Consider the following 23,894-nt stretch of genomic DNA (forward strand, 5'->3'; position numbering starts at 1 on the left):
TTCGTTGACGCGTGAAACCTACAGCCGCAGTTCGCGCCGCGCCAGGTCAGCCGCTTTTGGCAGCTCGGCGCCGGTGATTACATGAACATTGCCGCGCCGCAGTGTTTCCAGCGCGAAGCCGATCTCATCGTCGTTCCTGTCGAGGCCGTCCTCCACCACCGCTGTCAGCTCGGCCTTGGTCCGGTCAACTCGCGCCATGCCCTCGGCAATTTGCGGGAAGCTGAAGGCGAGCACTTTCGCGGCGTCGATGTCGGTCTCCAGCGAGACAGCATGCAACAATTTGGTCACGCCGTTCGGGCGATAGCCGCAGTCGAGTTTCAATGGGTCGCCCCGATAGGTGTACGGCGCTACCGGAATTCTCTTCTTCATCAGCGCCCACACTCCGGCGTTCTCGAACGCCGCCCTCATTCGACCCACCAGCACCGCGCGCCCGCCCGCCTCGCGTTCCCTGGCGCGAGGCGCCGGATCCAGATAAAGCCGCGCCAACTCCTCCACTTCGCGCTCGGGAGAATCGGTAAGGCAAGCGTTTGGCGCCGATGCCTGAATGCTTCCCGAGAATGACTCGCGCATCATGTCCAGCAGCCGCTCGCGGTCTTTCACCGACTCAAGCCGCGATCGCAGGTCGTTTTCCATCGCCGCCAGCATTTCGACGTCGGCCGCCGGATCGAGGCAGCGCACGCGCTTCCAATCGCGAGCGAACCGCACGTGCGCTGAGTCATCTGCGCGGCCCAGCAGCACGACGCCGATGTTCACAAACTCATTGCGCACCGCGTCGGGAACATAACGCAGCAACACGAACTCGCATTGTTGGCGATCGGCCATGTTGCGTTTGACCTTGCCCGCGACAGCCGCAACCTGTTAGTCCGCGCTCGCTTCCGCCCGCCACTCCGGAAAAGGATCGCGCGACGATGTGCGAAACTCCTCGATCAACTCCCGCACCTGGCTCTTGCGCCGGATGAGGCCGTTGAGCAGCCGCTCCAGCGCATCCCAGTCGCCGCCGTACCACTCCGGTGGCACATCGTTGCCGCATTCCCAGATGGCCGAATCCTCGAGCTGTTCGATCCGTGTCAGGCACGGATCGAACGAGCCCCAGTCGCGAACACCCTCGTACACCTCGTTCCACGGATAGACGCCGCGCAACGGCGAGTCAGGAAATGTCCACTCACCTGCGTTGAAGCAGTACCCATGATCAATGAACGAAACCGTGTACTTGCGCTCGCGCGCCCTCTTCCAGAAGACTGCCTGCCGGCCGTTGGCGTTTGCCGTCCATTTATCGAACGCCAGCATGCCGGCAAAATCTGAAAGATTGCGCACTCGCTCCAAATGCGACTGCGGCAGCCAGTCGAGCACCTGGCCGTCGAACGGCGGCAGAATGTAACGTGAGCCGAACTGCAGCCCATCCGCGCACCGCTCGCTGCGTCCCGCCACCTGGATGGTCATCTCCGGGCTGTGCTCAATCAGCCAGGCGCTGACCTCCACGACTTCGGCCTTCGGGACCGGCAGGCCAACTTTTTCCGCCAGCCGAGTGGCCACCAGTTCGTTAGCCAGCACTCGCGGATGTTGGGGGTTGTTGCGGAATTTCACTACGTACAGGTTGCTGTCGGAGCAGCGCATCAGTTGCGATTGCGCTCCCCCGCGCATGCGTCGGACGTGTTGTATCGCTGCGATCGCCACGCCCTGTAAGCGTAGTGCCGAACAACAACTCACCCCTCAATTTGCCCATCCGGGAGGGCCGCGATTTTACCTTAACCCGTGCCGAATCGGGAGGCTGAGGAACCGCAGTCCGCTTCGGGACACAGTTGACACTTCTTTGCGCACCGCTGCTGCGATGGCCATCGCCATGATCGCATCGTCGTGTGCACCCGACGCCGCACCGGCCGAACCATCCGGACGCCGCACAAACGTTCTGCACTCGCGCAACAATCGCATACTGCTGAACAGTTGCGGCGCATCGCTCAGCAACACCGCGAACTGCTCCAGCATGTTCGGCCGCGATATGGCAGATGTGTACCAGCCCAGCTTCCCTTGCTGCTGGTAGATCTGCTGATAGTGCTCACTCGCCACCAGATGCGCGAGCACCGCCTGGCCGTGATTGTTGCGCTCCACGGCCAGCGTGGCGTGGTTGTACTCACGCCCCAATTTCGCGACCGCCGCAGCCAGCTCGCGCGGCGGCAAATGCCCGTAGAGTTCGGCGCACTGCAGGCCAGTCCTGGTCTCGACGACCTGGGCACAGGAGAAGTCTCCCTCACTTCCGCCGCCGGCCGGGTCCACACCGATGGTGTAATCGCTGCCGGGCTGCGGCGGCCACCAGATAGCGAGCCGCTCGTTGTCGCGCATTTCCAGCGGAGGCGCGCAATCAGCCAGCCGGCGGTCAATCGTCGCGACGTCGAAGACGCACTCTCCCGACGCCAGAAAACAGCTCTCGGCGTCTTCGGCGAACTCCTGCCGCGCCAGACGGCCGAACTGCGCGACAATTTCGCGCCGAAACGCGATCTGCTCGTGCGAGAGCGACCAGCGTTCCGCGAGGACCTGCTCTTCCTCCGTCAACTCCAGTGCCTGTTCCAGCGGACGCCGGTACGTTGCCTCCCACCACCAGGGAAAGAAGTGGCGGACGTAGCCGCTGTGCTCCGCCTGTTGCCACTCCCGGAAAAAACTCCCGGCGGCGCCGCTGGGAGTGGACTCCAGCACAATTTCGCCGCCGGGAACAACGGCCGCGCGCAGTGACGCCAGCGTCTCCCCGGCGTCGCGCGGCCAGCGCGCAACCTCGGAGCAGTGCAGGTTGCGAATCGTGAGCCCGCGCCCGGCATTCGCGTCACCCGCCGACTCCACTCGGTACTCGCTGTCGAGCAGCGGAAACACAATCTGCCGGACGTTGGAACGCCGCGTTTGCAGCGCCCCGGTGCGTAGCGCTTCCGGCAGGTTCTCCAAGAAGCGATGCACGATGCGGAAAATCGCCTCCGCCGAACTGTGGTCGTGCGCTACTTGCACGGTCATGCACCCGGGCCGTGTGATCGTGTCGATAAAAAACCGTGCCGCCACCCAGGTGGTGATTCCGACCTGGCGCGCCTTCAATACGATGTTGCGTGTCCCGGCCCGGCGCTCGAACTCGCGCTGCGTGGCTTGCGCCTGGAGCGGCACGCGTTGGCCCCTCTTATCGCGGACCCAGAGCAACCCTTCGATGAGTTGCAGCCTTGCGCCAAGTCTGGTGTCGCCGCGAAGCCACTCACCAAGCAAAATCAGTTCGTCGCGGTCACAGAGTGCCTCTGGCCGGACTCTCAGATCCGGTCGCCGGCCGCGCCGGCTGCGCTCGCGTCAGCTCGTTTCACTTGTCCCTCCGCAACGTCGCCAGGCTCGTTTCCCTCGCGTCCTGCATCAGCAAATCCTTGGGAATGGCGATCATCAGTCCCTTCGTCAGCGGCGATCGCAGAAACAGGAAGCATGCCGCGCCGGCTCCCGTCAGCAGCCCCGACCCAAGCGCAACCGGAAAAGTCTGTGCCGCAACCAGCGCCGTCCCCATCGCGAAGCTGAACGCCGTGCAGTAGCTCCACACCATCGCGAAGCAGAGCCGCGCCCATTCGTTCAGTCGGTGCGCTCGAACAAGCCCGACCACAAGGGCGGCGGCGCCGCTGAACGGATCCATTTAGTTTTTGCTTGCGGCAGTCGGGTGATACAGCAGCCCGCCCATGAACACCAGGAATGCGCCGAGTGACGTGAGCCCCGGATGCGTGGCCACGAACGCCGCGATCGCCGCCTGCACGCTCGGCACCTGCGCTATCGCCGTGAGCACGGCCGACGCGCTCAGCAACACTTTCGTGAGTTGCTTCATTGCTCCTCCCTTTTGGTTTTGTGGGTTCGCTGGATCTCTAGCTGCCTTTGAAGGTCGCCACAATGCAGGTCCAGAGATCGTTTGCACCCAGGCTGAACGTGGCTTTAGCAGCCTCGGTGGCGCTTACGGTCACATCTTCGCTGCCGATTTTTTCCGCCGATGTGCTCTGCCGTAGCGTCATCGGGTGCCCGTTGCCGTCGTTTCCGGCAGTAAACGTCTGCACGCCGCCGACGGATGCCGCGCCGAACACGAGTTCCTTCGCCTGCGTCGTGGTTGCGGTCGCGGTGCTGTCCGGCGCTGCGTTGGCCGCAGCGCCCGAACTTGCAGTTACCGTCTTGTCGAGCGGATCGCCAGTCGAAAGCACGCCGGAATACTCGAAAACCTGGCAACGCACCGTTGCCGCCGCCCCTGACACGGTTCCGGTAACGGTGTTGGCTCCTCCGTTGATGTTCCAGGCGTACCAAACGAAGAGGCCGTGGCCATCGCTCGTCTGATCCTGCGCTGCGGCCTGCGTCCAATGTGTGTTGCCCTGAGTGTCGGTGACCGAGGAAATCGCTCTTCCCGCGGCCGCCACACGAATCACGTAGATGGCCAGATTGCCGGCCGTACTGTTGCTCGAGTAACTCACCGCGCACGTGGTCGAGCTCCCGGGCGCGTTGTGGTTCGACTGCACATAGGTCGGCGTTCCGCCACCGCCAGCCGCGAGCGGCCGGCGCTTAACGATCGTGAGCTGCGCCGGGGCCGACACAACGACCAGCGCGGCCAGAGCCGATGTGAGAGCGCGCTTCAATTACATCGCCCTCCGAATCGTCAGCTCTACACCGATCAAGCGAGCGGTTGCCGCAATCGTATCGGCGGCGTCGTTGCCATCGCGAAACAGCTTGATGTGCAGCAGGTTTCCCGGATTACAGCCCGTAATCGTGGCTGCGCTAATCGACGACACCTGGACGCGGTTCGCCGTCCCGGGTGCCGCGGTCGTCACGGTCGAGGCCGTGTTGAATGCCGGATCATCGGTCGCGCTCGCTGCAACATCGGTGCAGGCTGTCGACAGCGACCACTTCGCATTGCCGCTCGTCGCGCTCGTCGTCCAGATGATGCGGGCATCAATGTTCCCGGTGAAGTCTGCCGGAAGAAGAAGCGTGTTCTGCGCCGAGAACCCCCCCGACGTGTCGGCGTAATCGAGCACGCCCTTCTGGGTATTCGTGCCTGTCACGCAGGCAGGGGAAGCCGGCGTGGAGGTTGGGAGGTCCCAAAACGGCGACGCAGTCGCATTGTTGCATCCCGCGGCCGGCAACCATACTTTGGTGGGGATCGTAATCACGTTGCCGCTACCCTCGGCGTCGAGCGTCTTGTTGGTCAGCGTCTCGGTGCTCGATGGCGAAACGTAGTCGGTCCCCGCCGTCGCGGCAGAAAAGGCCGACGTCCCGTTCCCCTTGACGATGCCGCTGATCGTGGTCACACCCGTGCCACCGTTGCCGACGGCGGTCGTGCCCGTTACATCGTTCGTATCGTTAAGCGCAACCTTCCTGGCAGCGGCATCGAGAGAGCCCGCCGTGCTGTGCCAAAAACCCGTGCCCGTCACCGACGAACCGCCGCCGCCGCACGGGGTGCCGGCGTCGCCAAGTTTGCCGCCGGCAACCCACTTCACGCAGTTGTCAGTTGTCGGATCCGCACCCAGGTCCGTGCTGGCGACTTTCACTCCGGGTACGCTGCCAAAGGCATCCTTCACCGCGGAAGTACCGAGCCCCAGGTTCGCCCGGGCCGTAGCGGCGCTGGCAAGGTCGCTCAAATTATTCGTGGCTTTCAGGTAGGCCACGAGCGCTCCTGAGGCTACCCACCCGGTGTTTCCCGTGCCGGATTCCTTGAAGTAGATCGACGTTCCTGCTCCGCCGTCCGTGCGATACCACGTTGATCCGACGCTCGCCGCTACCACTCCCTCGGGAGACCCCGGGCCCGACATCGCGCACACACTCCCCGCACCGAAGCAGTAGCCCTTCGAGTCGATATGCACAATGTTGCTACCGCCCACAGCCACGTAGAACCCGGCATCGGAATCCGCCAGCCCAACCGAGAGCGAGTGCGTCCCCGCGTAAAATCCGTAACCCAACGCGCTTCCAATTCGAATTCCAGGAGTTGCATTGTTTCCCGCTGGCGCTCGCAGCTGGCCGTCACAAATCGTGACTCCGTTCACCGAACTCGGGAATTGATAGAAGTAGCAACCGCCCGCGGTCGCGATTTGAAACGCCAGATCGTTGCCGCTCGTGTAGCCACCGCTGCCGTTCTTGAATGTGAGCGCCGGCGCGGTATTGGTGCCGTCCTGAGCGATCGTCACCTGCGTGAACTTGCCTGTGTTCGGTGTGGTTGCTCCGATTGTGCCTGGATTGTTCCAGTCCGTGCTTCCGCCCCCACCGGAGCCGAAACATGTCTCCGTGCCCGATGAAGCTTTTTGGCAGAGCCCGCTGCCGCTCTTGACGTACGTCCAGAACTGCCCGCTCGGCGGATTCCCTGCCGGAGTGCCCTGCGCCACCGGCTGTGTAACGCCGCGGACTTTCACGATCGTGGTCTCGTTGTACGCCGGTTTCGAGTAGTTGTAGGGGCCAGCGGGATTCGTTGTGACGTCATAGCTGGTGCTCGTCGTGTTCGCGACGAGCCCCCAAAATGAGCCGTCAGCAGGGTTGGCCGCCAGAATGTCGTAGCTTGTCGCACCGGGGGCCGCCAACCACGAAAGAGCAACGTAGTTGTTCGCGTCATAGCTGGCAGGAGTCGCGCAATTCTGGTGCCGCACCATGGCCCGGTTGCCATTCGCGTCCTTCGCCACCAGCGCATACATCCGATTGGCGCCGCCGCCGGCGCCCACGACCGAGCAGGTCAGTCCCGGCTGCATGACCGAAGCAATCTCGATTCCGCCGTGGTCAAGGCAGGTGCTTGTGCCGTCGATGGCGCACGGCAGGCCGCCAAGCTGTTGCGCCTGGTTTAGATCAAGATTGATGCCGATCAGTGGCCGCCGGAGCCCATTGGTGTGCCGCGCCTGGATGCGCCCGGACCAGCTTTCGTAAACAGGCACGCCGCCTATTGTGAGCGGCGAGCCGGCAGCGGGAAGCGTCTGATCGCCGCCGAAGTCGTCAACCTGCGACTTCGCGAGCGCCAGGTCTTTCTCAATGTTGTAGCAACTAGACGCGACCGTCGTGCCGCGGCTGAGCATCCGCGTCTGGTTGTTATCCGGAAATCCCAGGAGCCTCAGCGACGGATCAGGACAGCCGCTTCCATCCTTCACAAAGTCGAAATTGTTGTTGCGAAAGTCGACCGTCGCGTTCAACGGCATGATCACGAAGGTCTTGGTCAGGTCTGGAGTGTTGGCGCCGAAATTATTCCCGGAAATCTCCAGCGGTGGCGTCGAACTCGCCGCGGTGCCGTCAATACCCTGCTTCGAGTTTTCGCTGATATTGCCTTTGAACGTGCTCGGGTCGGTCCACCCCGTAAGCTTGAAGTCGAGGTCGTTCGTGGTGAACTCGTTGTCCTCGATCTTCCAGCTGCCATTCAGTTCGGTGATCGCCACACGGCAGTTCCCGATGAAGTTTCCGGTGATCCGGATGTTCTTGGCATTGGGATTGTTGCCGATCGTGATGCAGTCCGTGAGCCGCGTAGCCGGAAGATCGAAGTTCCCGAAGAACGTGCTGTTCTCGAAGCGAATGTCTTCCTGGTTGTTCCCCGAGTTCGACGGCGAAATCGCCACCAGCTTCGCGCCGGCGCGCGATTTTGAATTGAAATAGTCGCGCTGAAAGAGGATGTCGCTGGTAATCAGGCTGCTTCCAGCCAGATTCTGGTCGATCCTCACCACCGTGCCGGCGAGCGTGCTGCTTCCCGTTGCCCAGCCGCAGAACGCCAGCCCCTCGAACACCAGTCCGCGTGAACGGTTGATGTCGATCAGCACACCATCGTTCGCGCCCGCCCAATTGAAGCCCGCCGTCGTGCAGTCCGATGAACTGCCCTGGCCGGTGGGTGAGTAAAACTTGATCTTGTGGCGCAGATAAATCTGAACGCTTGTCGTGATCCTCATCCGAAAATTGGGCGGAACGAAGCCGCACCCGCCATCGGGGATCGCGTTGATCCACGCCTGGATCGCCGCGGAGTCATCGGTCACGCCGTCCCCCTTGGCGCCAGATGCGCGGACATCCGCGCATGGCCTCTGCGTGGCCAAATCGCTGACCGTCAATCGCCCCTGGCGCAGGTCCAGCACCGGCACACCAGCGGAGTTCGTATACGTGTCGGCGCCTGCATACGTCGAGGGGATCAGTACGGCGCCGCTCGTCCCCGCATCGTTGATCGCCGATTGGATGTTCGCGAACTGGCTCGCATAACGTACCGACGCCAGCGTGACCGGAGTGTCTCCCTGCCGGCCGAGCTTCGTCACCGTCACCGCATCCTGCGCCGCGTTCTGCGTGTCAACATAACTAACCGTGGCGTACTGCCCGGCTGAGGCGGTTGGTACCACCGAGGCGCGTATCGCCGACACCGTCGTCGGTGACGTGGTCGGCACAACCCAGGCTTCTGTGTTGGTCGTGCCGTCGTTCAATTTCAAGGTGGCTTTGTAGTAGGTACCCGGAGGCGTCGCTCCCTGATTGGGCGCCAGTGCCAGGTTCAGCGCGCCGCCGGGACCAAGTGTCACGCTCATCGCCCCCGCTGCGACGGCCTTGTGATCTGCTGTAACGAACGCGGGCCACGACAGAAGGATCGTCCCCTGCGCCGGTGCGCCGTCCGCGCGATACACAACGTCGTTGATTACCGTCGTTGCGGGCTGCGCGGCGTGCAGACAAGGCGTCAGCCAGACGCACAGCACGACGATGGCGGAAAAAGAAAGCCGCCCCGCGGGGCGGCTGAAATCAGTGCCGGTTTTTATCATGAGTTCCTGTTTCGGCTCGGTCGCTACCTGACGAAGCTGCTGCTAGTCGTTCCCCGCGGGCGCATAGCTGCGCATGAAATTCTCCACGCTGCGCACGTATACTTCCGCCAAATCCACGACGTTACGGCGGCTCACCAGCAAACGCTGCGCGTCCGCCAAACTCAAACCGCTCGCCCGCAATATCGCCAGCGTCATCATCGGCGCGCGGTGAACGCCGGCGGCGCAGTGCACGAACAGCCGGGCTGCGTCGTTCTGCAACGCAGCGGTCGCAAACTCCACACCGCGCTGAAAAACTTCGGGCGGCTTTGGCAGGAAGTCGTCATCCACAGGGTTCCACAGCACATCGATTCCGTAAGGATCAGCGAGTTTCCGGTCATCGAACTCCACCTGCATGTTGATGATGTGCGTTACCCCAGCGCGCACAACCTCAATCATGTTGGCTTCGTGCCAGATTCCGCCGCCCACGGCGATCCGCGGTGTCACCCACGTCAGGTCCATCATCAGGGTCGCGTCCGGCTCCGCGGCGGCGCTTTTCGCCCGCTCAGAGTCGGAGCGTTTCCATTCTAAATGCGGCCCTGCCCTAACTCGACTTTGCTGCCTTCGCGTACGTTACGTTGTTCCGTCTCCAGCCAGCTGATCAACTGCTTGGCCCAGTGGACACCGGCACGCTCGGTTTCCCCTGTCGCGTCCAGCGCCTGCCAGATATCAAACAGAAATCTCGCGTGCGGGCAGCTCTTTTCGGTTTGGGCCTCCCGAATGAACGTCTCCACAATGTCTGGAAGCGCCGCCGTGATCTGGGCCACCACCTGCTCGCTAACGTCTGAACTGCCTGGCCCGGCCGTCATCTCCCTGCGTCCGGATTCGCCGGCTCGCCGGTTCATCGACCGAACGCTCGGAGCTTCGCGCATAAAACGAAAGCGCCGGGCGGCTCGCCGTTGTCCCGGCGTTCCCGGCGCTTCTCAATTCCTCAGCTTCACTTTCAGAATAGCAGGTTCGGTACCCAGAATGGGAAGGCAGTCACGAAATTTATCTCGCGATGGCTGAAATGCTTACAACGTTTCCGGCCGATTTGGGGGCTTGACAACTTTTTTCCACAACCTGGTGCCGCTCGAGCGGCAACAGCAATTTTCGACGAAGCAGGATCGCCGACAGCCGATCCAACGCCTCGGGAAATCTGACCCCCACTCGGCGGCGCGAGCAGCGCAGCAGGTCCGCCGCTTCCTCTTGGGTGTAGTTTTCCAGAACCACGCACGCGATCAGCTCGCGTGAAAACGGATCGAGCAGCTTCAGGCAGCGCTCCATGTCGTGCGTGAAAATCACCGCGTCTTCAAACGTGCTGGTGCGGTACGAGCTGACGCGCGCTCGAAAAAACTCGCGACCCACAAGCGACGGCAGCCGGCCCAGTTCCACCGAAAGGCGCAAAAACTTCCGCAACAGCGCTGTGGTCCGGTCGCGATATGCCGCGATTTCCGGCGGAGCGTCTGGCTCCTGCCATTGCGCGGACGACTCCACTCTGTGCGGAGGCTTTCTGCTCCGGCTCGTGCACCCGCCGCCACCCGAAGCCAATACAGACATGCGCTCCACAGCGAGTGTGCTCATACGTTCCTCCTCAGTCTCGGCGCGGAGAGTTGCTGCTGGAGCTCTCTCCGGCATCGAAGACATTGCACTTCGTCGCTTTCGCATTTCCGAAAGAACAACCCGCCACAACGTTCGCAATACTTCAATTCGAGCTTGGCGACTGCGAGTACCGCCACTGGCATGAGCGTCTCCTCGGTGAGAGTTGAACAACACAAAAGCCCTGTGCCGCCCGGCAACTTTGGCCGGTTCAGCCCAGGGCTCGTTTTTCTTGCGAAGACCTGTGAGCTATTTAGTTTTACTCCGAGCGTTGTGCCGGCAGCTTCACCTCATAGCAGGCGAACGTCCGTGCGCCGGCTGAAGTACCCTTCTTCATACCCAGATTTCAATACCTTGCCGTTCTGCACAATCACACTCAGGCGCCCGGTGAACTGCAAATCTTCCAGGATGCGCTCCATGGCGGCCGACAGGAGTTCCGCATCGCGCACTTTCCGCCGAAACTCCAGAAATACCTGACCCGGCGCATGATGATGATGAGCCTGTGCGATTGGTGCGCCCATTGCTCCCCTGCTCTCCTGTGAGAGATTGCCAGATATAACCCTCGAACTTGTGCATGCGCAAACGCCATGATCTGTCACATCGCCATAATGTCATTTGGTTATTCTTCCCGGCTTGAGAATATCTGAACTGGAGTAACGCACGGCATTGGTGTCATGGTACTTGCTCCCGACAATATCTTTTTGTTATAAGCACCGCGTGAAAATCAAGGCACTGCAAGAAAATCTTCGCCGCATCCTTTGGTCCCGCATTGATGCCGGTCAGCTCACCGGCCTGAAGCTTGCGCGTCAGGCCGGCTTCCAGCAAGCCCACGTCTCTAACTTCCTGAACCGCAAGCGGAACCTTAGCCTCGAGTCCATGGACCGCATTCTCGCCGTTCAGCACTTATCTGTCCTCGACCTGCTTGACCCGGGTGAAGTCAGCAAGCGCGCAACCATCCTCCCTCCGAGTGACGATCAGTTCGACAATGTGCTTCTGGTTGACGCTCAAGTTGCCGCTCGCGATCCCCTCATCAGCAGCGAAAACGTCAAAGACATCCTCAAATTCAAGAAGCCTTTTCTGAAGAGGCTACGGCCTGATCCGCATGGATCACGCAATGGATGGCGGCGCTTTGTGATTCTGAAAGCCGACGCCCGCGAGGGAATGAGCATGTACCCCCGGCTGATGCCGGGCGCTACTCTGCTCATCGACCGGCATTACAACTCATTGCAGCCGTATCGTCGCGGGGAGTCGAACATGTATGCAGTCGCTGTCGACGACGGTTGTGTTGTCCGTTACGTGGAGCTCGCCGGCAAGAACCTCGTGCTTCGCCCGCACAATCAGGCATACGCAGTGGACGTGCTTCCCGTCGAAAGCGCTCGCGATGCCGCCGACCGCATCATCGGGCGTGTGTGCCACATCGGCATCGAGACGTAAGCTGCGCTGTGTCTGGCTTTGTTAAAATAGTTTCTTCGAAGCGGATCCGCTTCAGCAGTGAGGCCAGCAATGAATGATGTGGCAACGCCGGTGCTCGGGTCCCGGCGTAACGAAGACATCGCGCTCGACATGATGAAGTTCATCGCCGTGACCACTGGCTATGGCAAGACCGGCGCCGCTGCCGGATTCCAGGGCACCACCCCCGTGCGCGTCGACGAGTATGCCAACCACTTGCTGGAGCTCTACGGCCGTTGCCTCGATGCCGTGAACGGTAAGCGCTGACTCAAAAAAAAAACAAGAAGCCGCGGCCTGATTGACCGCGGCTTTTCTGTTTAACACTTGATGTCTTACCGGCGCCGCTTCTTCGACCCGCCCTTTCTCTTGCCGCCGCGCTTCGCAGCGCGCTTGCTGCCGCCGCGGCGGGAAACCGCGCGTGCTTTCTTCTTGCCGCCGGCCTTACGGGCTTTCTTGCGTGCGCCGCCCTTCTTCTTTTTTGCAGCTGCTTTCTTGGGAGCGCGACGCGGCGGACTTGGGGGAGCTGCCGGCGTGGCAGCAGGAGCTTCGACGGCCCCGCCCGTCGCGGGCGCTCCGCCTCCGGCTTCTTCCTCTTCTTCCTCTTCCTCTTCGTAGTCTTCTACTTCCTCCCCGTAGGCGCCGGCGTCTCCGTAGTCATCCATTTCGTCGTCGCGAGCATAGAGGATCTCGTCGTCTGAGAACATTACTTCCTCCTGAATCAAGACGTTTTCGGCTGAATACGCGCCGTTACAAGCGATTGCGGCATTGCCGCGCCACCGGGAAATACTGCGACCGCTACCGAACAGGCGCGGGATTATAACACAGCGTTTTTTGGGCAAAAGTCAAAGGACGACAGAGAAGTTTTTCGTCCCTAGCGGCCGTTCACAACCAGCACGTCGCCAGGGTGCAACCGCGAACTTGTCTTGCCATTGTCCCGCTGCAAAGCAGCAACCGTGGTGTTGTACTGGTTGGCAATGCTGTACAGGGTCTCTCCCGGTCGCACCGTGTGGACCTGCCGGCCCGGAACACTCGAGGCGCGTAAGCTACTGGAAGATTTGGACTTGCGTCCCTTGTGCACAGAGCTCCCCGGCATCTTGCCGTTGTCGTCAGTCGGACGATGAATCAGCAGGATACGGCCTCGGCGCAGGTCGTTTCCCTTGATTCGGTTCCACTTGCGTACCATTTCCGGCGGTACGCCCCACTCATCGGCGACCGAGGACACGGTATCGCCGCGGCGCACCTTGTAGCGGACAACCTGCCGTGAGTAGCTCGTGCGCTGCGGCTCTCGCCCGGGTGAAACCGGGATCACGAGCTTGGCATCTCTCGCCACTTCGTCTCCGTTCAGCCCGTTGACCTCGCTGATCGCCTTCACCGTGGTTCGATATTTCCGCGCGATGCTCGCCAGCGACTCGCCCTCGCCGACCTTGTGATACCGCCACCAAACGCGCATGTCGGCCGGGATCGCGGCGATGCTCGTCTCGTACTTTTCCCGAGTTCCAGCCGGCAGCTTCAGGTCGAACGGAGCGTCCTTCGGCGTTGTCATCCGCAGTAGGCTGGGATTCAGCTCCTGGAGTACAGCCACGGACGTATCCACGCACTCCGCAACGAGCCGCAAATCCACCGGATAATTGATCGTCAGGCGGTCCGTTTCCACCGGCGCTTCCGGCCGAATCTGGTCCAGCCCATACTGCGCCGGGTTCTTCGCCATGATCGTGACTGCGACGATGATCGGCACATAGTTCTTGGTTTCCTTCGGCAACACGCTGCGCCGGTATAGCTCCCAGAAATCGGCGTATCCGGTCCGCTGCACCGCGTCCTGCACGGTGCCAGGACCCGAGTTGTACGCTGCCATCGCCAGGTACCAATCGCCGAACTGGTTGTACAGGTCTTTCAGATGGCGAGCTGCCGCGCGCGTAGACTTCTCCGGATCCTGCCGCTCGTCGATCCACCAGTTACGCTGCAAACCATAACCCGAGGCGCGGCTGGCCACGAATTGCCACATCCCGCGCGCTCCTGCGCGCGACAACGCCAACGGCTGGAATCCCGACTCCGCCTGCGCCAGGTAGATCAGGTCCTGCGGCACGCCTTCCTCGCGCAGCGTCTTCAGGATCATCTCACGATAGCGGCCCGCCCGCGTCAGCGCTCGCTCCAGCGTTCCGTGCCCTCGCGCAGACGAGAAGTAGTTGATGTATCCCGCGACCTCGTCGTTGAGCACCAGCGGGAGGTCCGAGTGCGTCTGTTTCACTTCGGCTTCCGCTTTGGCCTTCAGCTTCGGATCAACCGGGAACGTCACCTGCGCCGCTTCGTCAATCGGCGCCGGCTCCGCCTTCTGCTCGGTGAACCCGTCACCCTGCTTCAGCGCCAGCATCTCCAGGTTGTTGACGCCGGTCACCACCTTTTCGAACTCAGCCTGCAGGCGCTGGTCCGAACTCACGTTGATCGGCCCCGACACGAGCACGTTGAACGCGCGATCGAACGCCGCGCGCGCCGCCTCCAGGTGTCCCGCTGCGTACTCGTCCTGGCCTGCCTGGTACTCCTTCTCCGCTTGGCGAAGTGTCTCTTCGGCCGGATCGGTTTTCTGGACTACCGATTCGGGAGCTTTCGGTGGAGGCTGTTGCGGCGCTGAAGGAACGACGTCGGGCGCCATCGCGGCCGCAGGAGGTGCTACAGCAACCTGCTTCTTTTCGGCTGTCTCGCAGCCGATGAGCAGCAGAAAAGCTGCAATCGTGCTCAGCAGGGCCGCCCGTTTTGGACCTATGTGCTTCAACAAGCTAGCCACTCCTGCTGGTTCGGGGGGCGCACCCGAACCGTGTTGCTGATTTTCCGAATCGTAGTATCGGTCCTCATCCAGGGTCAATCGAGGAATCGCCGGGCGCGTTGCATTCCGGTTACCGCGGGTCACGCCCGATCGAGTGCCTGCAACAGGTCGGCAGCCAGATCGTCTGGATTCTCGATGCCCACCGAGAGCCGCACTGTTGCCGCAGTCACGTCCATCAGCTTCAGCCGCTCCTTGCTCAGCCCGATGTGAGACGACAGCGCCGGATAGCTCACCGTCGACTCAACTCCCCCCAGGCTGGTCGCCAGGTACCACAACTCCAGCGCGTTGATAAACCGGTCTGCCGCCCGCTCGCCGCCTCTGATCTCGAACGACACCATCATTCCGAAATCGCGCATCTGCCGCTTCGCGAATTCGTGCCCGTCGCAGTTCTCGAAGCCGGGATACATCACCCGCTCCACCTTTTCGTGCCCCAGCAGCGCTTCGGCGACCGCTGCGGCGTTCTGGCAGGCGCGCTCAACCCGGATCTCGAGCGTCTTGATCCCGCGCAGCAATAAATACGATGCGCCCGGATCAAGGCACCCTCCCACCTGCTTCATAGAAGTCCGGGCACCGTCGATGAGCCGCTTGCTCCCGGCAAGCGCCCCGGCAGTGACATCGCTATGGCCTCCCAGATACTTCGTCGCCGAATGCATCACCAAGTCAGCGCCGAGTTCGAGCGGCTTCTGCAGAATCGGCGTCGCGAAAGTGTTGTCCACCACCACGCACAGCTTGTGGCGCCGTCCAATCGCGCACAGCCGCTCCAGGTCAACGCATCGCAGCGTCGGATTCGTCGGCGACTCCAAAAAAAGCATCCGCGTGTGTCGCGTAATGGAGCGCTCCAGGTTGCCCAGATCTTTGTACGCCACGCACCGGACACTCACGCCAAAGCGCTTCAGCGTATCGTCAAACAGCTTCAGTGTTCCGCCATAGACATCCAGCATCGAAACGATCTCGTCGCCCGCCGAGCACTGGCTGAACACCGCGCTGGCCGTTGCCGCCATTCCGCTGGCCGTGACCAGGCAATCCTCGGCTCCCTCCAGGGCGGCAATCTTCAGCTCGGCCGCCCGCGTCGTCGGATTCGCATAGCGCGTATACATGTACGCATCGCTCTTGCCTTCGCTGATGCGGCGCAGTTCATCGAGTCCAGGCAAGGTGAAGACCGACGTCTGTGCGATCTCCGTTGTCAGCGGTTTCCTTCCGTGCCGGTCTTCGCCGGCGTGCACGCTGAGCGTCGAATTCCCCAACTGCCTCCGTCGCGACTCTTTGGCTCGCATCGCGTCCTCCGTAAAAGAAAACGGGTCTCGCCGCGCGAGACCCGTCGGTCCGGCAACTGCTCAAATTACCACGAGAGCTTCAGCGCAAACTGGAACTGCCGCGGGTCAAACGCCGCCGTCGGCGTGCCCGCCTGCGTGTACAGCGGGTTCACGTCGGCTACGTTGAAGCGGTTGATGATGTTGAACATGTCGACGATCCCGTCCAGTTTCATTCGCTCGCCCAGGTTGATCCGTCGCGACATGCGCAGGTCCGTGAACACCACATTCGGCCGGATGCCCGCGTTGCGTCGCAGGTTTCCCGGGGCCGTTCCGTCAATGAAACATCCAGCCTGCAGGAATCCCGTCGGCGAATACTTCGACGCCACCGGCAGGTCGCCGCACGAAGTCACTGCAGCATTCGCGGCCACAACATTCGGCCGGTCAGTGTTGGAACCGAAGTCGAAGTTGGTGTCGGCGCCCGTGAGAATGGCGAACGGCCGCCCGGATGCCGCTTCGACGATCGGTGCAATCGTCCAGTCGCTGAGCAGTCCGCTCATGAATCCGCCGCTGCCTACCTTACCGCTTTGGTACACGCCGCTGATCACCAGCCGGTGACGCTGATCGAAGAGCGAGTTCGACCGCTCCGCGCCCGGGTTGAAGTTGTCTTGCGGCGAGAGCGGCGATTGCAGGTCGGTCGAGTCGTCGATCGTGTGCGACCACGTGTAGGAAACCAGGCCTTCATAGTGGTTGCTGAAGCGCTTCTTCAGATTGGCCGTCAGCCCGTGATACACCGAGCTGCCGCTCGCCACGTTCGGCGTCATCCCGCCAAACGGAACCGGCACGCCCATCCCGGTGATGCCGTAACGCTGCGCCACCGCCGCAATCAGCGGGGCCAGCGTCGGAATGGCCGGACAGGTAACGCCATTCGTCGTCGCTCCACAAAGAGCCGGATTCACTCCCGAGCGCCGGAAAAAGTTCATTACACCTGCTGACACCCAGGGCCCCTGTGGGCCTATGCCTGCGGGAAACAATGGATTCGATCCCACCAGTAACGGATTTGTTGCAAATCCAGCTTTGACTTGGGCTGGCACCGCCGGATCCGCCATTGCTGCACGCCAGTTCGAAACCAGCGCGTTGAAAATGGGCGGATTCGCATCAATCGGCCGGTTCAGGTGCCGACCGCCGTTGAAGTTGTACGCGATACTGAGTGCCGTGTTGTGGCCAAAATCGTGCTCCACGCCCAGGTTCGCCTGGTGTGAATACGCGTATTGGAAGTTCTTCGCCGTCGGAAAACCGAACGGCAGGATGGATAACGGAACGCCCGCCGTCAGAAAGTTCTGGTTTACGAAGACGGAATTCGGCAGCAGCGCATTGAATCGCTGCTCGTTCGGCAGGTAACCAAAGCTCGCCGGCAAACAGCCGAGCAAGCCTTGGAAAATCGTCGCCGCGTTGATTCCGGCAATCCCATTTCCGGTGCACGGCCCCGGCGATCCACCGGTAAACGCGAATGTCGCCGCCTGCGCGCCGTCGGCCACGTCAGAGTTGAACGCGAGCGCGAGTAGCGGATGGTCGTAGAACAATCCATACGACCCGCGCAGCACCGTCTTGCCGTCTTTCCAGGGATCCCACGCCAGTCCAATCCGTGGCGCAATATTGTTATTGTCGCGCGGAATTCCCTGCGTGATTCCCAGCGCGTTCTGTGCCGCCTGTGACAGGCTGTTGATCGCTGGAAACTCCGGCGTGAACTCAATGTCGTAGCGCACTCCGTAGTTGATCGTCAGGTTCGGGCGCGCATGCCACGAATCCTGCCAGTAAACGCCGAGTGTGTTGTTCGTGAATGAGTCGTGCGGGTTTCCGATGCCCTGAATGAACACCTGCGGTAAGCCCAGCCCGTACGCCTGCACCGGGCTGAAGCTCGGAAACGCGCGGCCGCCCAGCGGTGTGGCGAATGCCGGATTCAGCGCCGCCGCCGGCAGTTCGCCGAAGTTGTACACGCCGCCGAAGTTGACGGTGAAATCCGCCTCCAGCGGCAGATGGTTCACATCCACTCCGAACTTAGTGTTATGGCTGCCAAGTGTCCACGAATAGTTGTCCGTGAACTGATATCGCTGCTCAGTGCGGTCCACGAAGCTGAACGGTTCGCGCCCGATGAACGCGAATCCGGGAATGTTCACCGCCACGTTCGCGCCGCCCGGCGCCTGTGCAAAGTTGTAGAGCAACCCGCGCCGCGCGTACTGGAAGCGGAATTCGTTCAGCTTGTTGCTCCCGATCGTCCACGTGTCCTGCGCCGTGATTCCCGTGTCGCGGTACGTCTGCACCGAAGTGCGCGACAACGCGTTCTGCCCGAAGTTCTGCGTCGGTCCCTGCGCGTTTACCTGAATGCCGTCCACCGTGCTCGGGCTCGCCATGCCGCGCAACATGAGTTGATTGCTGTTGCTGAAACGATGATCAAGTCGCAGCGAATAGACCGTCGTCCCCTCAAAGACGGGGAAGTTTCCCGTCACCGAGTTCAGACCGACGAACGACGCCGGCATTGGAGCACAGACGGGCGTAGTCGGTTGGCAGGTCGATGGAAAGGCTGCCCGCCCGCCGAACGCCGCCGGTTGGACTCGATTCAGCGCCACCGACGAAGACGCGCCCGTCAGGAACAGATACCCCTGGAGCAGCGGTCCGGCCGCAGGGTTCGTCAACAATGCCGAGTTCGCCGCGAAGAACGACGCCTGTGCCGGCGTCACCTGGAATGTTCCGCCGGGAAACAAACCCGGAATCGCCGGAATCGTCAGCGGCACCAGCCCGAAGTTGTTCGACCCGATGCTTGAAAATCCCGTCTCATGCCGCCGGGTCGTCTCAAACGAAAAGAACACAAACGTCTTGTCCTTCTTGATCGGCCCGCTCACCGTCGCGCCCGTCTGAACCCGCGTGTAGGCAGGTTCTTTGACGGTGCTGAACGGGTTCACCGCCTGGATGTGGCGATTCCGCAGGTATCCGAACATCGTGCCGTGGAGCTGGTTCGATCCGCCGCGCGTGATGATGTTCACCACGCCGCCCGACGCACGTCCGTATTCCGGCGCGTAGCCGTTCGTGATGAGCTGAAACTCCTGCACCGCCTCCTGCGAAACCGTGGAGCGCACACCGTTCACCGAATTGTCGGTTGCGTCGGCACCGTCCACGTTCACCAGGTTGCCGCGTGCCCGCTGCCCGCCGATGTTCAACCCCGAGGTCGGCGCCGCGCCGATGCTGGGCGCCGTGTCCCGAGCCACCTGCGAATTCGTCAGCGTGAAGTTGATGTAGTTGCGCCCGTTGATTGGCAAATTGTCAATGCGCGTCTGGTCCACCGTCGTCGCCACGGACGTGCGCTGCGCCTCCACCAGTTCCGCCCCAGCCGAAACCGTTACTTCGGTCGAAGCCGCCGCGACCTGCAACGTGATCGGGAACGACGCTACCTGGCCCACGTTCAGCGTCAGGGCCGAATCCACCATGCGGCTGAAGCCGGGCGCCTCCACCGTGAACGTGTACGTGCCGGCGGGCACGAGCAGAAAGCGATACGCGCCTGCGGCGTTGGTCTTCACGCTCTGCTCGGCGCCGTTCGCGTTGTTCTTCAGCTTCAGCGTGGCGCCACTGATAACGCCGCCGCTTTGGTCAGCCACCGTGCCGCTCAGCAGCGCGCCGGTAGACGCTTCCTGTGCCGCGATGGGTACGGCGAACGACACGACCAGCAGCAAGCACAAAACTGTTCCAACAATCTTCTTCATGGCTTCGCCTCGCTGAAATCAGGTGTCCACGCAGACGAAAAGCGGCGTCTGTAATACGCAAGAATGAGGAGAATGGGTGTGCTGCAGGTTTTTACCTCATGCTGCTCTGCAAGGCAAGGCACAATGAGGTACTCGCAACGTTGTGCGCTAATGTTCCCCTCGGGGCTTCAGCTCGATGTGGTAGGCCTCGCGCTCTGCGCTCCGATACCCCACCGCCATTCGCGGCGTGTTGTGCGCCATGCCGAAACGGCCCTGGGTATCGAGCACGATGATCCCGCCGTGCCCCGCCGCGCGCGACTTCAGATACCTGATCGCGTCCCACGCAACCGGCTCCGGCGCTCCGCCTGCTCCCACGCGATCCGCGGCCCACTTGCCGAGCACCAGCTTCATGATCGGCTCGCCCCAGCCCGTGAGCGATACCGCTGCGCTCGCGTTGTCGGCATAGCATCCGCATCCGATCAGCGACGAGTCACCCACTCGTCCCGGCGCCTTGTTCAGCGTTCCGCCCGTCGAGGTCGCCGCCGCCAGGTTGCCGTTCATGTCCAGCGCCACCGCGCCCACCGTGTCGTGCGACGTCGCAAAAATATCTTCGACGGCGCCGCCGTTCTGCGCGGTTCGCAGACGCTCGCGTTCGCGCTCCAGCACCAGTTCGCTGTTGTCGATCAGCGCAATCCCGTGTTCCTGCGCGAAGCGCTCCGCGCCGTCGGCGACAAAGTAAACGTGCTGGCTCTCCGACAGCACTTTGCGCGCCGCCCGAATCGGGTTCCGGATTCGCTCCACGCACCCCACGCCGCCGGCGCGCAGCGTTGCCCCGTCCATCATCAGCGCGTCCAGCTGCACTCGTCCGTCTCGGTTCAGAAAGCTGCCGCGGCCGGCGTCGAACGTGTCGTCGTCTTCCATGCTCACGACGGCTTCTTCTGCTGCATCGAGCGCCGAGCCGCCGCGTTCCAGGACGCGCCAGCCAACCGCCAGCGCCGCCTTCACGCCGCGCAGGTGCGCCTCCACCATGTCGTCGGGAATGGACCACGCGCCGCCGTGCACCACCAGCACCGGCACGGTGCTCCGCGGGGAACTCTGATTGTCCTGAGAGCAGTCGGTCATGAATGGATGCGCCGCGGCGGGATCACGCGCGCGACGACGCCGCTACCGGCTCGCGCGTTCCTTCCCTGAGCTGCGTCTGCTGGTACGTATACATGATGCGATGGATCACGGTGATATTCGACAGCACCGCGATCACCCACAGCACCGGGGCCATGTGATTGAACAACGCCCCGATGATCACCAGCACGATCCGCTCCGGCCGCTCCATGAAACCGACCTTGCACTGTCCAATCAGCGATTCCGCCCGCGCCCGCGTGTAGCTCACCATCACCGAGCCGGTCATCACAATCGCCACCATCACGATGTAGAAGAACCGGTTCGCGCGCGCGTAATAGACGAGCAATCCAAAGAAGAGCGCCAGATCGCTGTACCGGTCGACCACCGAATCGAAGAACGCCCCGAACTGCGTCACCTGTCCGGTCGCCCGCGCCACCCGGCCGTCCACCATGTCGAAGATTCCGGCCCCGATAATCACCAGACCGGCATAGAGAAACATGCGCTGCTGGTTTTCCGGCTTGGCATAACCGAACAGCACCGCCGCGCCGATATTGATTACCAGGCCGATGAACGTCAGCAGGTTCGGTGAGATGCGGGTCAGCGCCAGCCCGTGCACAATGCCGCGCAACAGCACACGTGAACCGCGCCCCACTGCGCTCGTCCAGGTCATTGGGCGCCGCCTGCCTCGTCGTAGATCGTCTTCAGCCTCAGCACTTCCAGTTCGCGCTCGCCGCTCGGCGTCACCACCGTCGCGCTGTCCCCGATCTTCTTTCCCATCAGGGCCCGGCCGATCGGAGACGTCGTTGAAATCTTCCCGCGCGAGACGTCCGACTCCTCGCTCGTCACCAGTTGGTATTCAATTTCCTCTTCCTTGGTTTGGTCGAACACAACCACTGTCGAGCCCAGCCCGGCCCGGTCCTTCGGAATGTTGCTCATATTAATGAGCGAGAGCTCCGCCATGCGCTTTTTGAGCTGGCCCAGCCTGGCGCGGACAAACTCCTGCCGTTGCTTCGCCATGTGATATTCGGCGTTCTCGCTCAGGTCACCTAGCGCCACGGCCTTCTTCAATTCCTTGGGGAGTTCGTGGTTCAGCTCGTACTCCAGGCTTTGGATCTCGTCTTCCAACTTTTTCCGGATATGTTCTGGCATGGGCTCCAAGTCCCGTCTGGTTGGCCGCTGAAGCCAGCGGCATGGGTCTTACTATCGGATTTTATTCTTACTGCGTCAGCTTGAACACCGCCAATCGCCCAATTGCGCGTCCGCTTATCCTCAACATTCTTAATGGTCGGACCGTCAACCGGTATCTCTGCTAATCCCTGTCTTCGCTTGACCTTGGCGTGTTTTCCACATATAATAATTCATGTCCCCCCTGCCCCCGGACGGGTGCCCTTCATGAGTAGCGTTAACTTCCAGATTGGCGACAAGGTCGTATACCCGAATCATGGCGTCGGAATAATCGAGCAGATAAGCAGCCGGACCGTCGGAGCCACCGTCGAGCGGTTTTACCTCCTCAAGATTAAGTCCAGCAATCTCAAGGTGATGGTGCCTTTCCAGAACATCACCAGCGTCGGCCTTCGCCGGGTCATCAAGAACGGCGAGTGCCAGAAAATCCTCGACTACCTTACCGACGGCAAGTGCGAGAACCATGCCGACTGGAAGTACCGGTTCAAGGAAAACTCCGAAAAAATGAGGACCGGGTCGCTGCTGGAGGTTGCCGGCGTCCTCAAGAGCCTGCTGATGCTCAACCAGAGCAAGCCCTTGTCCTTCCGCGAGAAGAAGATGCTGGAGCGGGCCCGCTACCTGCTGGTCAGCGAGCTGGCCATGGCCAAGAATCTCGACGAGGCCGACATCGAACATCTGCTGACCAAGGCCCTGGCCAAGTCGAACCTGCGCTTCCCTGAGATCATTGCCGAAGCGTAAGCCTTCGCGCCTCTCGCCTGACAAGAGCCCTCGTGCGAGGGGCCTTCTTGTTCCTTAGCCAGCAGCCAGAAGCGAGCAGCCAGCAGCGTCTTTTCCCCTGTCTACTCGCCCAGCCACGCTCCCCACGGCCGCAGCGGCTCCACGTGGTCGAAGATGATCTTCATTGCCGCCGTGATCGGCACGGCTAGCACCAGACCCATCGCTCCCCAGAGCCACCCCCAGAACAACAGCGCGAGCGTCACCGTCAGCGGGTTCAGCCGAACCCGGCTCCCTACGATCTTTGGGTAGAGCACGTTCAACGCAAAGATGTGCAGCGCGAAAACGGATGCCACGATCACCAGCGCGTCTTTGAATCCGATCTGCCCCAACCCGGCGACTAGCGGCGGCAACACCGCCAGCGGCACGCCCAGGTACGGCACCAGGCTCACGAACCCGCTGATCAACCCGATAAAGTAGAAGTACGGCAGACCCAGCGTCCCGAAAATGATGCTGGCCACGGCCGCCATAAAAAGGCCCACCAGCACGTTGCCCGCGATGAACGCACGGATCATGCGCGCGATCTCGCCCAGCGTTACGTACGCCGTGTTCCGGTTCTCCATCCGGAACAGCATCACGGTTGACGCCCGCACGTGCTCCTGCCAGCTCAGCATGAAGTACACCAGGAACGGTATGAAGCTGATGATGAAAATTGCTTCCGTCAGTGACCCCGCCCAGTTGCTCAGCCATCCCGTCCAATTCGGCGCCTGCTCCACTTTGACAGTGCGCACATCGCTCGGCGCGGGCAGCACGGTCTGCGTCGTCTTCTGAATGTCCTCTGCTTTCTTGCGGAAGCGCGCCACCGTTTGCGCCATCTTGGCGGAATACTTCGGCAGGTCGCGGACGAACTGCGACGCCGCGCTGTACGAGTAGTACGTAAACCCGTACAACACGCCTGCCATCAGCAAGACCGAGATGAGAGACGCAATCGGCCGTGGAATCCGAAAACGTTCCAGCAAGTCCGCCACCGGCGCCAGGAGGAATGCGATCAAAATCGAGACCAGCAGCACCACGAACACCGGCTTGGCGAAGTAGCACGCCGCCAGCACCAGAATCAGCGCGATCACGCTCAGCGCGACATTGCTCTTCTCGCCGCGCGCGCGAGGCACCGTGACCACCGCCGGACGCTCCAGCTCCCGTTCTTGCGCGCTGTCGAGTTCCACCGGCTCGCTGCTCATGCCGTTATGGTATTCCGATGCGGCTTGGCCGCGAACCTATAATCGCCATG

At 61.8% G+C, this 23,894-nt stretch carries 22 protein-coding genes; 3 read left to right on the forward strand and 19 right to left on the reverse strand.

Features of this window, described 5'->3' with window-relative positions; genetic code table 11:
* Positions 1–18 precede the first annotated feature (18 nt).
* The 11 genes from VFA60_00680 to VFA60_00730 form a co-directional block, all read right to left on the reverse strand.
* Complete coding sequence (locus VFA60_00680; protein ID HZQ90289.1) at positions 19–822, reverse strand: DUF3037 domain-containing protein; 804 nt, start codon at positions 820–822, stop codon at positions 19–21.
* A 36-nt stretch (positions 823–858) separates the two neighbouring features.
* On the reverse strand, positions 859–1,641 hold the full coding sequence (locus VFA60_00685; protein HZQ90290.1) for a HipA family kinase: 783 nt from the start codon (positions 1,639–1,641) through the stop codon (positions 859–861).
* A gap of 99 nt (positions 1,642–1,740) precedes the next feature.
* The gene (locus VFA60_00690) at positions 1,741–3,138 is read right to left on the reverse strand and encodes a terminase (GenBank protein ID HZQ90291.1); all 1,398 of its coding nucleotides are present in this window, start codon (positions 3,136–3,138) and stop codon (positions 1,741–1,743) included.
* A gap of 184 nt (positions 3,139–3,322) precedes the next feature.
* On the reverse strand, positions 3,323–3,640 hold the full coding sequence (locus VFA60_00695; protein HZQ90292.1) for a hypothetical protein: 318 nt from the start codon (positions 3,638–3,640) through the stop codon (positions 3,323–3,325).
* A complete protein-coding gene (locus tag VFA60_00700) occupies positions 3,641–3,826 on the reverse strand; it encodes a hypothetical protein (protein HZQ90293.1) in 186 nt (61 codons plus the stop codon).
* 37 nt (positions 3,827–3,863) lie between these two features.
* Positions 3,864–4,616, reverse strand: a complete 753-nt coding sequence (locus VFA60_00705; protein ID HZQ90294.1) for a hypothetical protein — start codon at positions 4,614–4,616, stop codon at positions 3,864–3,866.
* A complete protein-coding gene (locus VFA60_00710; GenBank protein HZQ90295.1) occupies positions 4,617–8,726 on the reverse strand; it encodes a hypothetical protein in 4,110 nt (1,369 codons plus the stop codon).
* 42 nt (positions 8,727–8,768) lie between these two features.
* Positions 8,769–9,227, reverse strand: a complete 459-nt coding sequence (locus VFA60_00715; GenBank protein ID HZQ90296.1) for a dual specificity protein phosphatase — start codon at positions 9,225–9,227, stop codon at positions 8,769–8,771.
* A 62-nt stretch (positions 9,228–9,289) separates the two neighbouring features.
* On the reverse strand, positions 9,290–9,529 hold the full coding sequence (locus tag VFA60_00720) for a hypothetical protein (GenBank protein ID HZQ90297.1): 240 nt from the start codon (positions 9,527–9,529) through the stop codon (positions 9,290–9,292).
* A 223-nt stretch (positions 9,530–9,752) separates the two neighbouring features.
* Positions 9,753–10,325, reverse strand: coding sequence for a hypothetical protein (locus VFA60_00725; protein HZQ90298.1), 573 nt, complete (start codon positions 10,323–10,325; stop codon positions 9,753–9,755).
* A 305-nt stretch (positions 10,326–10,630) separates the two neighbouring features.
* Positions 10,631–10,861: a hypothetical protein gene (locus VFA60_00730; protein HZQ90299.1), complete on the reverse strand. Its 231-nt coding sequence runs from the start codon at positions 10,859–10,861 to the stop codon at positions 10,631–10,633.
* A 196-nt stretch (positions 10,862–11,057) separates the two neighbouring features.
* On the opposite strand from VFA60_00730, the gene VFA60_00735 reads away from it, so the two are divergent.
* Both VFA60_00735 and VFA60_00740 read left to right on the forward strand, forming a co-directional pair.
* On the forward strand, positions 11,058–11,774 hold the full coding sequence (locus VFA60_00735; protein HZQ90300.1) for a S24 family peptidase: 717 nt from the start codon (positions 11,058–11,060) through the stop codon (positions 11,772–11,774).
* Between the two features lie 69 nt (positions 11,775–11,843).
* Positions 11,844–12,056 carry a hypothetical protein gene (locus VFA60_00740; GenBank protein HZQ90301.1) on the forward strand — a complete coding sequence of 71 codons (213 nt, stop codon included), beginning with the start codon at positions 11,844–11,846 and terminating at the stop codon, positions 12,054–12,056.
* Between the two features lie 65 nt (positions 12,057–12,121).
* Here VFA60_00740 and VFA60_00745 read toward each other — a convergent pair whose 3' ends face one another.
* The 7 genes from VFA60_00745 to greA all read right to left on the reverse strand — a co-directional run bounded on the left by VFA60_00745 (position 12,122) and on the right by greA (position 21,859).
* Positions 12,122–12,493, reverse strand: coding sequence for a hypothetical protein (locus VFA60_00745; GenBank protein ID HZQ90302.1), 372 nt, complete (start codon positions 12,491–12,493; stop codon positions 12,122–12,124).
* A 167-nt stretch (positions 12,494–12,660) separates the two neighbouring features.
* Entirely contained in the window at positions 12,661–14,559 is a 1,899-nt protein-coding gene (locus VFA60_00750) for a LysM peptidoglycan-binding domain-containing protein (GenBank protein HZQ90303.1), read from the reverse strand.
* 128 nt (positions 14,560–14,687) lie between these two features.
* Positions 14,688–15,881, reverse strand: a complete 1,194-nt coding sequence (locus VFA60_00755) for an aminotransferase class I/II-fold pyridoxal phosphate-dependent enzyme (GenBank protein HZQ90304.1) — start codon at positions 15,879–15,881, stop codon at positions 14,688–14,690.
* Positions 15,882–15,946: 65 nt separating this feature from the next.
* The gene (locus tag VFA60_00760; GenBank protein HZQ90305.1) at positions 15,947–19,612 is read right to left on the reverse strand and encodes a TonB-dependent receptor; all 3,666 of its coding nucleotides are present in this window, start codon (positions 19,610–19,612) and stop codon (positions 15,947–15,949) included.
* Between the two features lie 147 nt (positions 19,613–19,759).
* Positions 19,760–20,713, reverse strand: a complete 954-nt coding sequence (locus tag VFA60_00765; protein HZQ90306.1) for an isoaspartyl peptidase/L-asparaginase — start codon at positions 20,711–20,713, stop codon at positions 19,760–19,762.
* 22 nt (positions 20,714–20,735) lie between these two features.
* The gene (locus VFA60_00770; protein HZQ90307.1) at positions 20,736–21,380 is read right to left on the reverse strand and encodes a CDP-alcohol phosphatidyltransferase family protein; all 645 of its coding nucleotides are present in this window, start codon (positions 21,378–21,380) and stop codon (positions 20,736–20,738) included.
* Positions 21,377–21,859 carry a transcription elongation factor GreA gene (greA, locus tag VFA60_00775; protein HZQ90308.1) on the reverse strand — a complete coding sequence of 161 codons (483 nt, stop codon included), beginning with the start codon at positions 21,857–21,859 and terminating at the stop codon, positions 21,377–21,379. The genes VFA60_00770 and greA overlap by 4 nt, the downstream gene beginning before the upstream one ends.
* Positions 21,860–22,102: 243 nt before the next feature.
* Here greA and VFA60_00780 point away from each other — a divergent pair, with 243 nt between their 5' ends.
* The gene (locus VFA60_00780) at positions 22,103–22,630 is read left to right on the forward strand and encodes a CarD family transcriptional regulator (protein HZQ90309.1); all 528 of its coding nucleotides are present in this window, start codon (positions 22,103–22,105) and stop codon (positions 22,628–22,630) included.
* 101 nt (positions 22,631–22,731) lie between these two features.
* Here VFA60_00780 and VFA60_00785 read toward each other — a convergent pair whose 3' ends face one another.
* Positions 22,732–23,844: an AI-2E family transporter gene (locus VFA60_00785; GenBank protein ID HZQ90310.1), complete on the reverse strand. Its 1,113-nt coding sequence runs from the start codon at positions 23,842–23,844 to the stop codon at positions 22,732–22,734.
* Positions 23,845–23,894: the final 50 nt, after the last annotated feature.

This window comes from Terriglobales bacterium (assembly GCA_035651995.1).
Taxonomy (GTDB): Bacteria; Acidobacteriota; Terriglobia; order Terriglobales; family Acidobacteriaceae; genus DASRER01.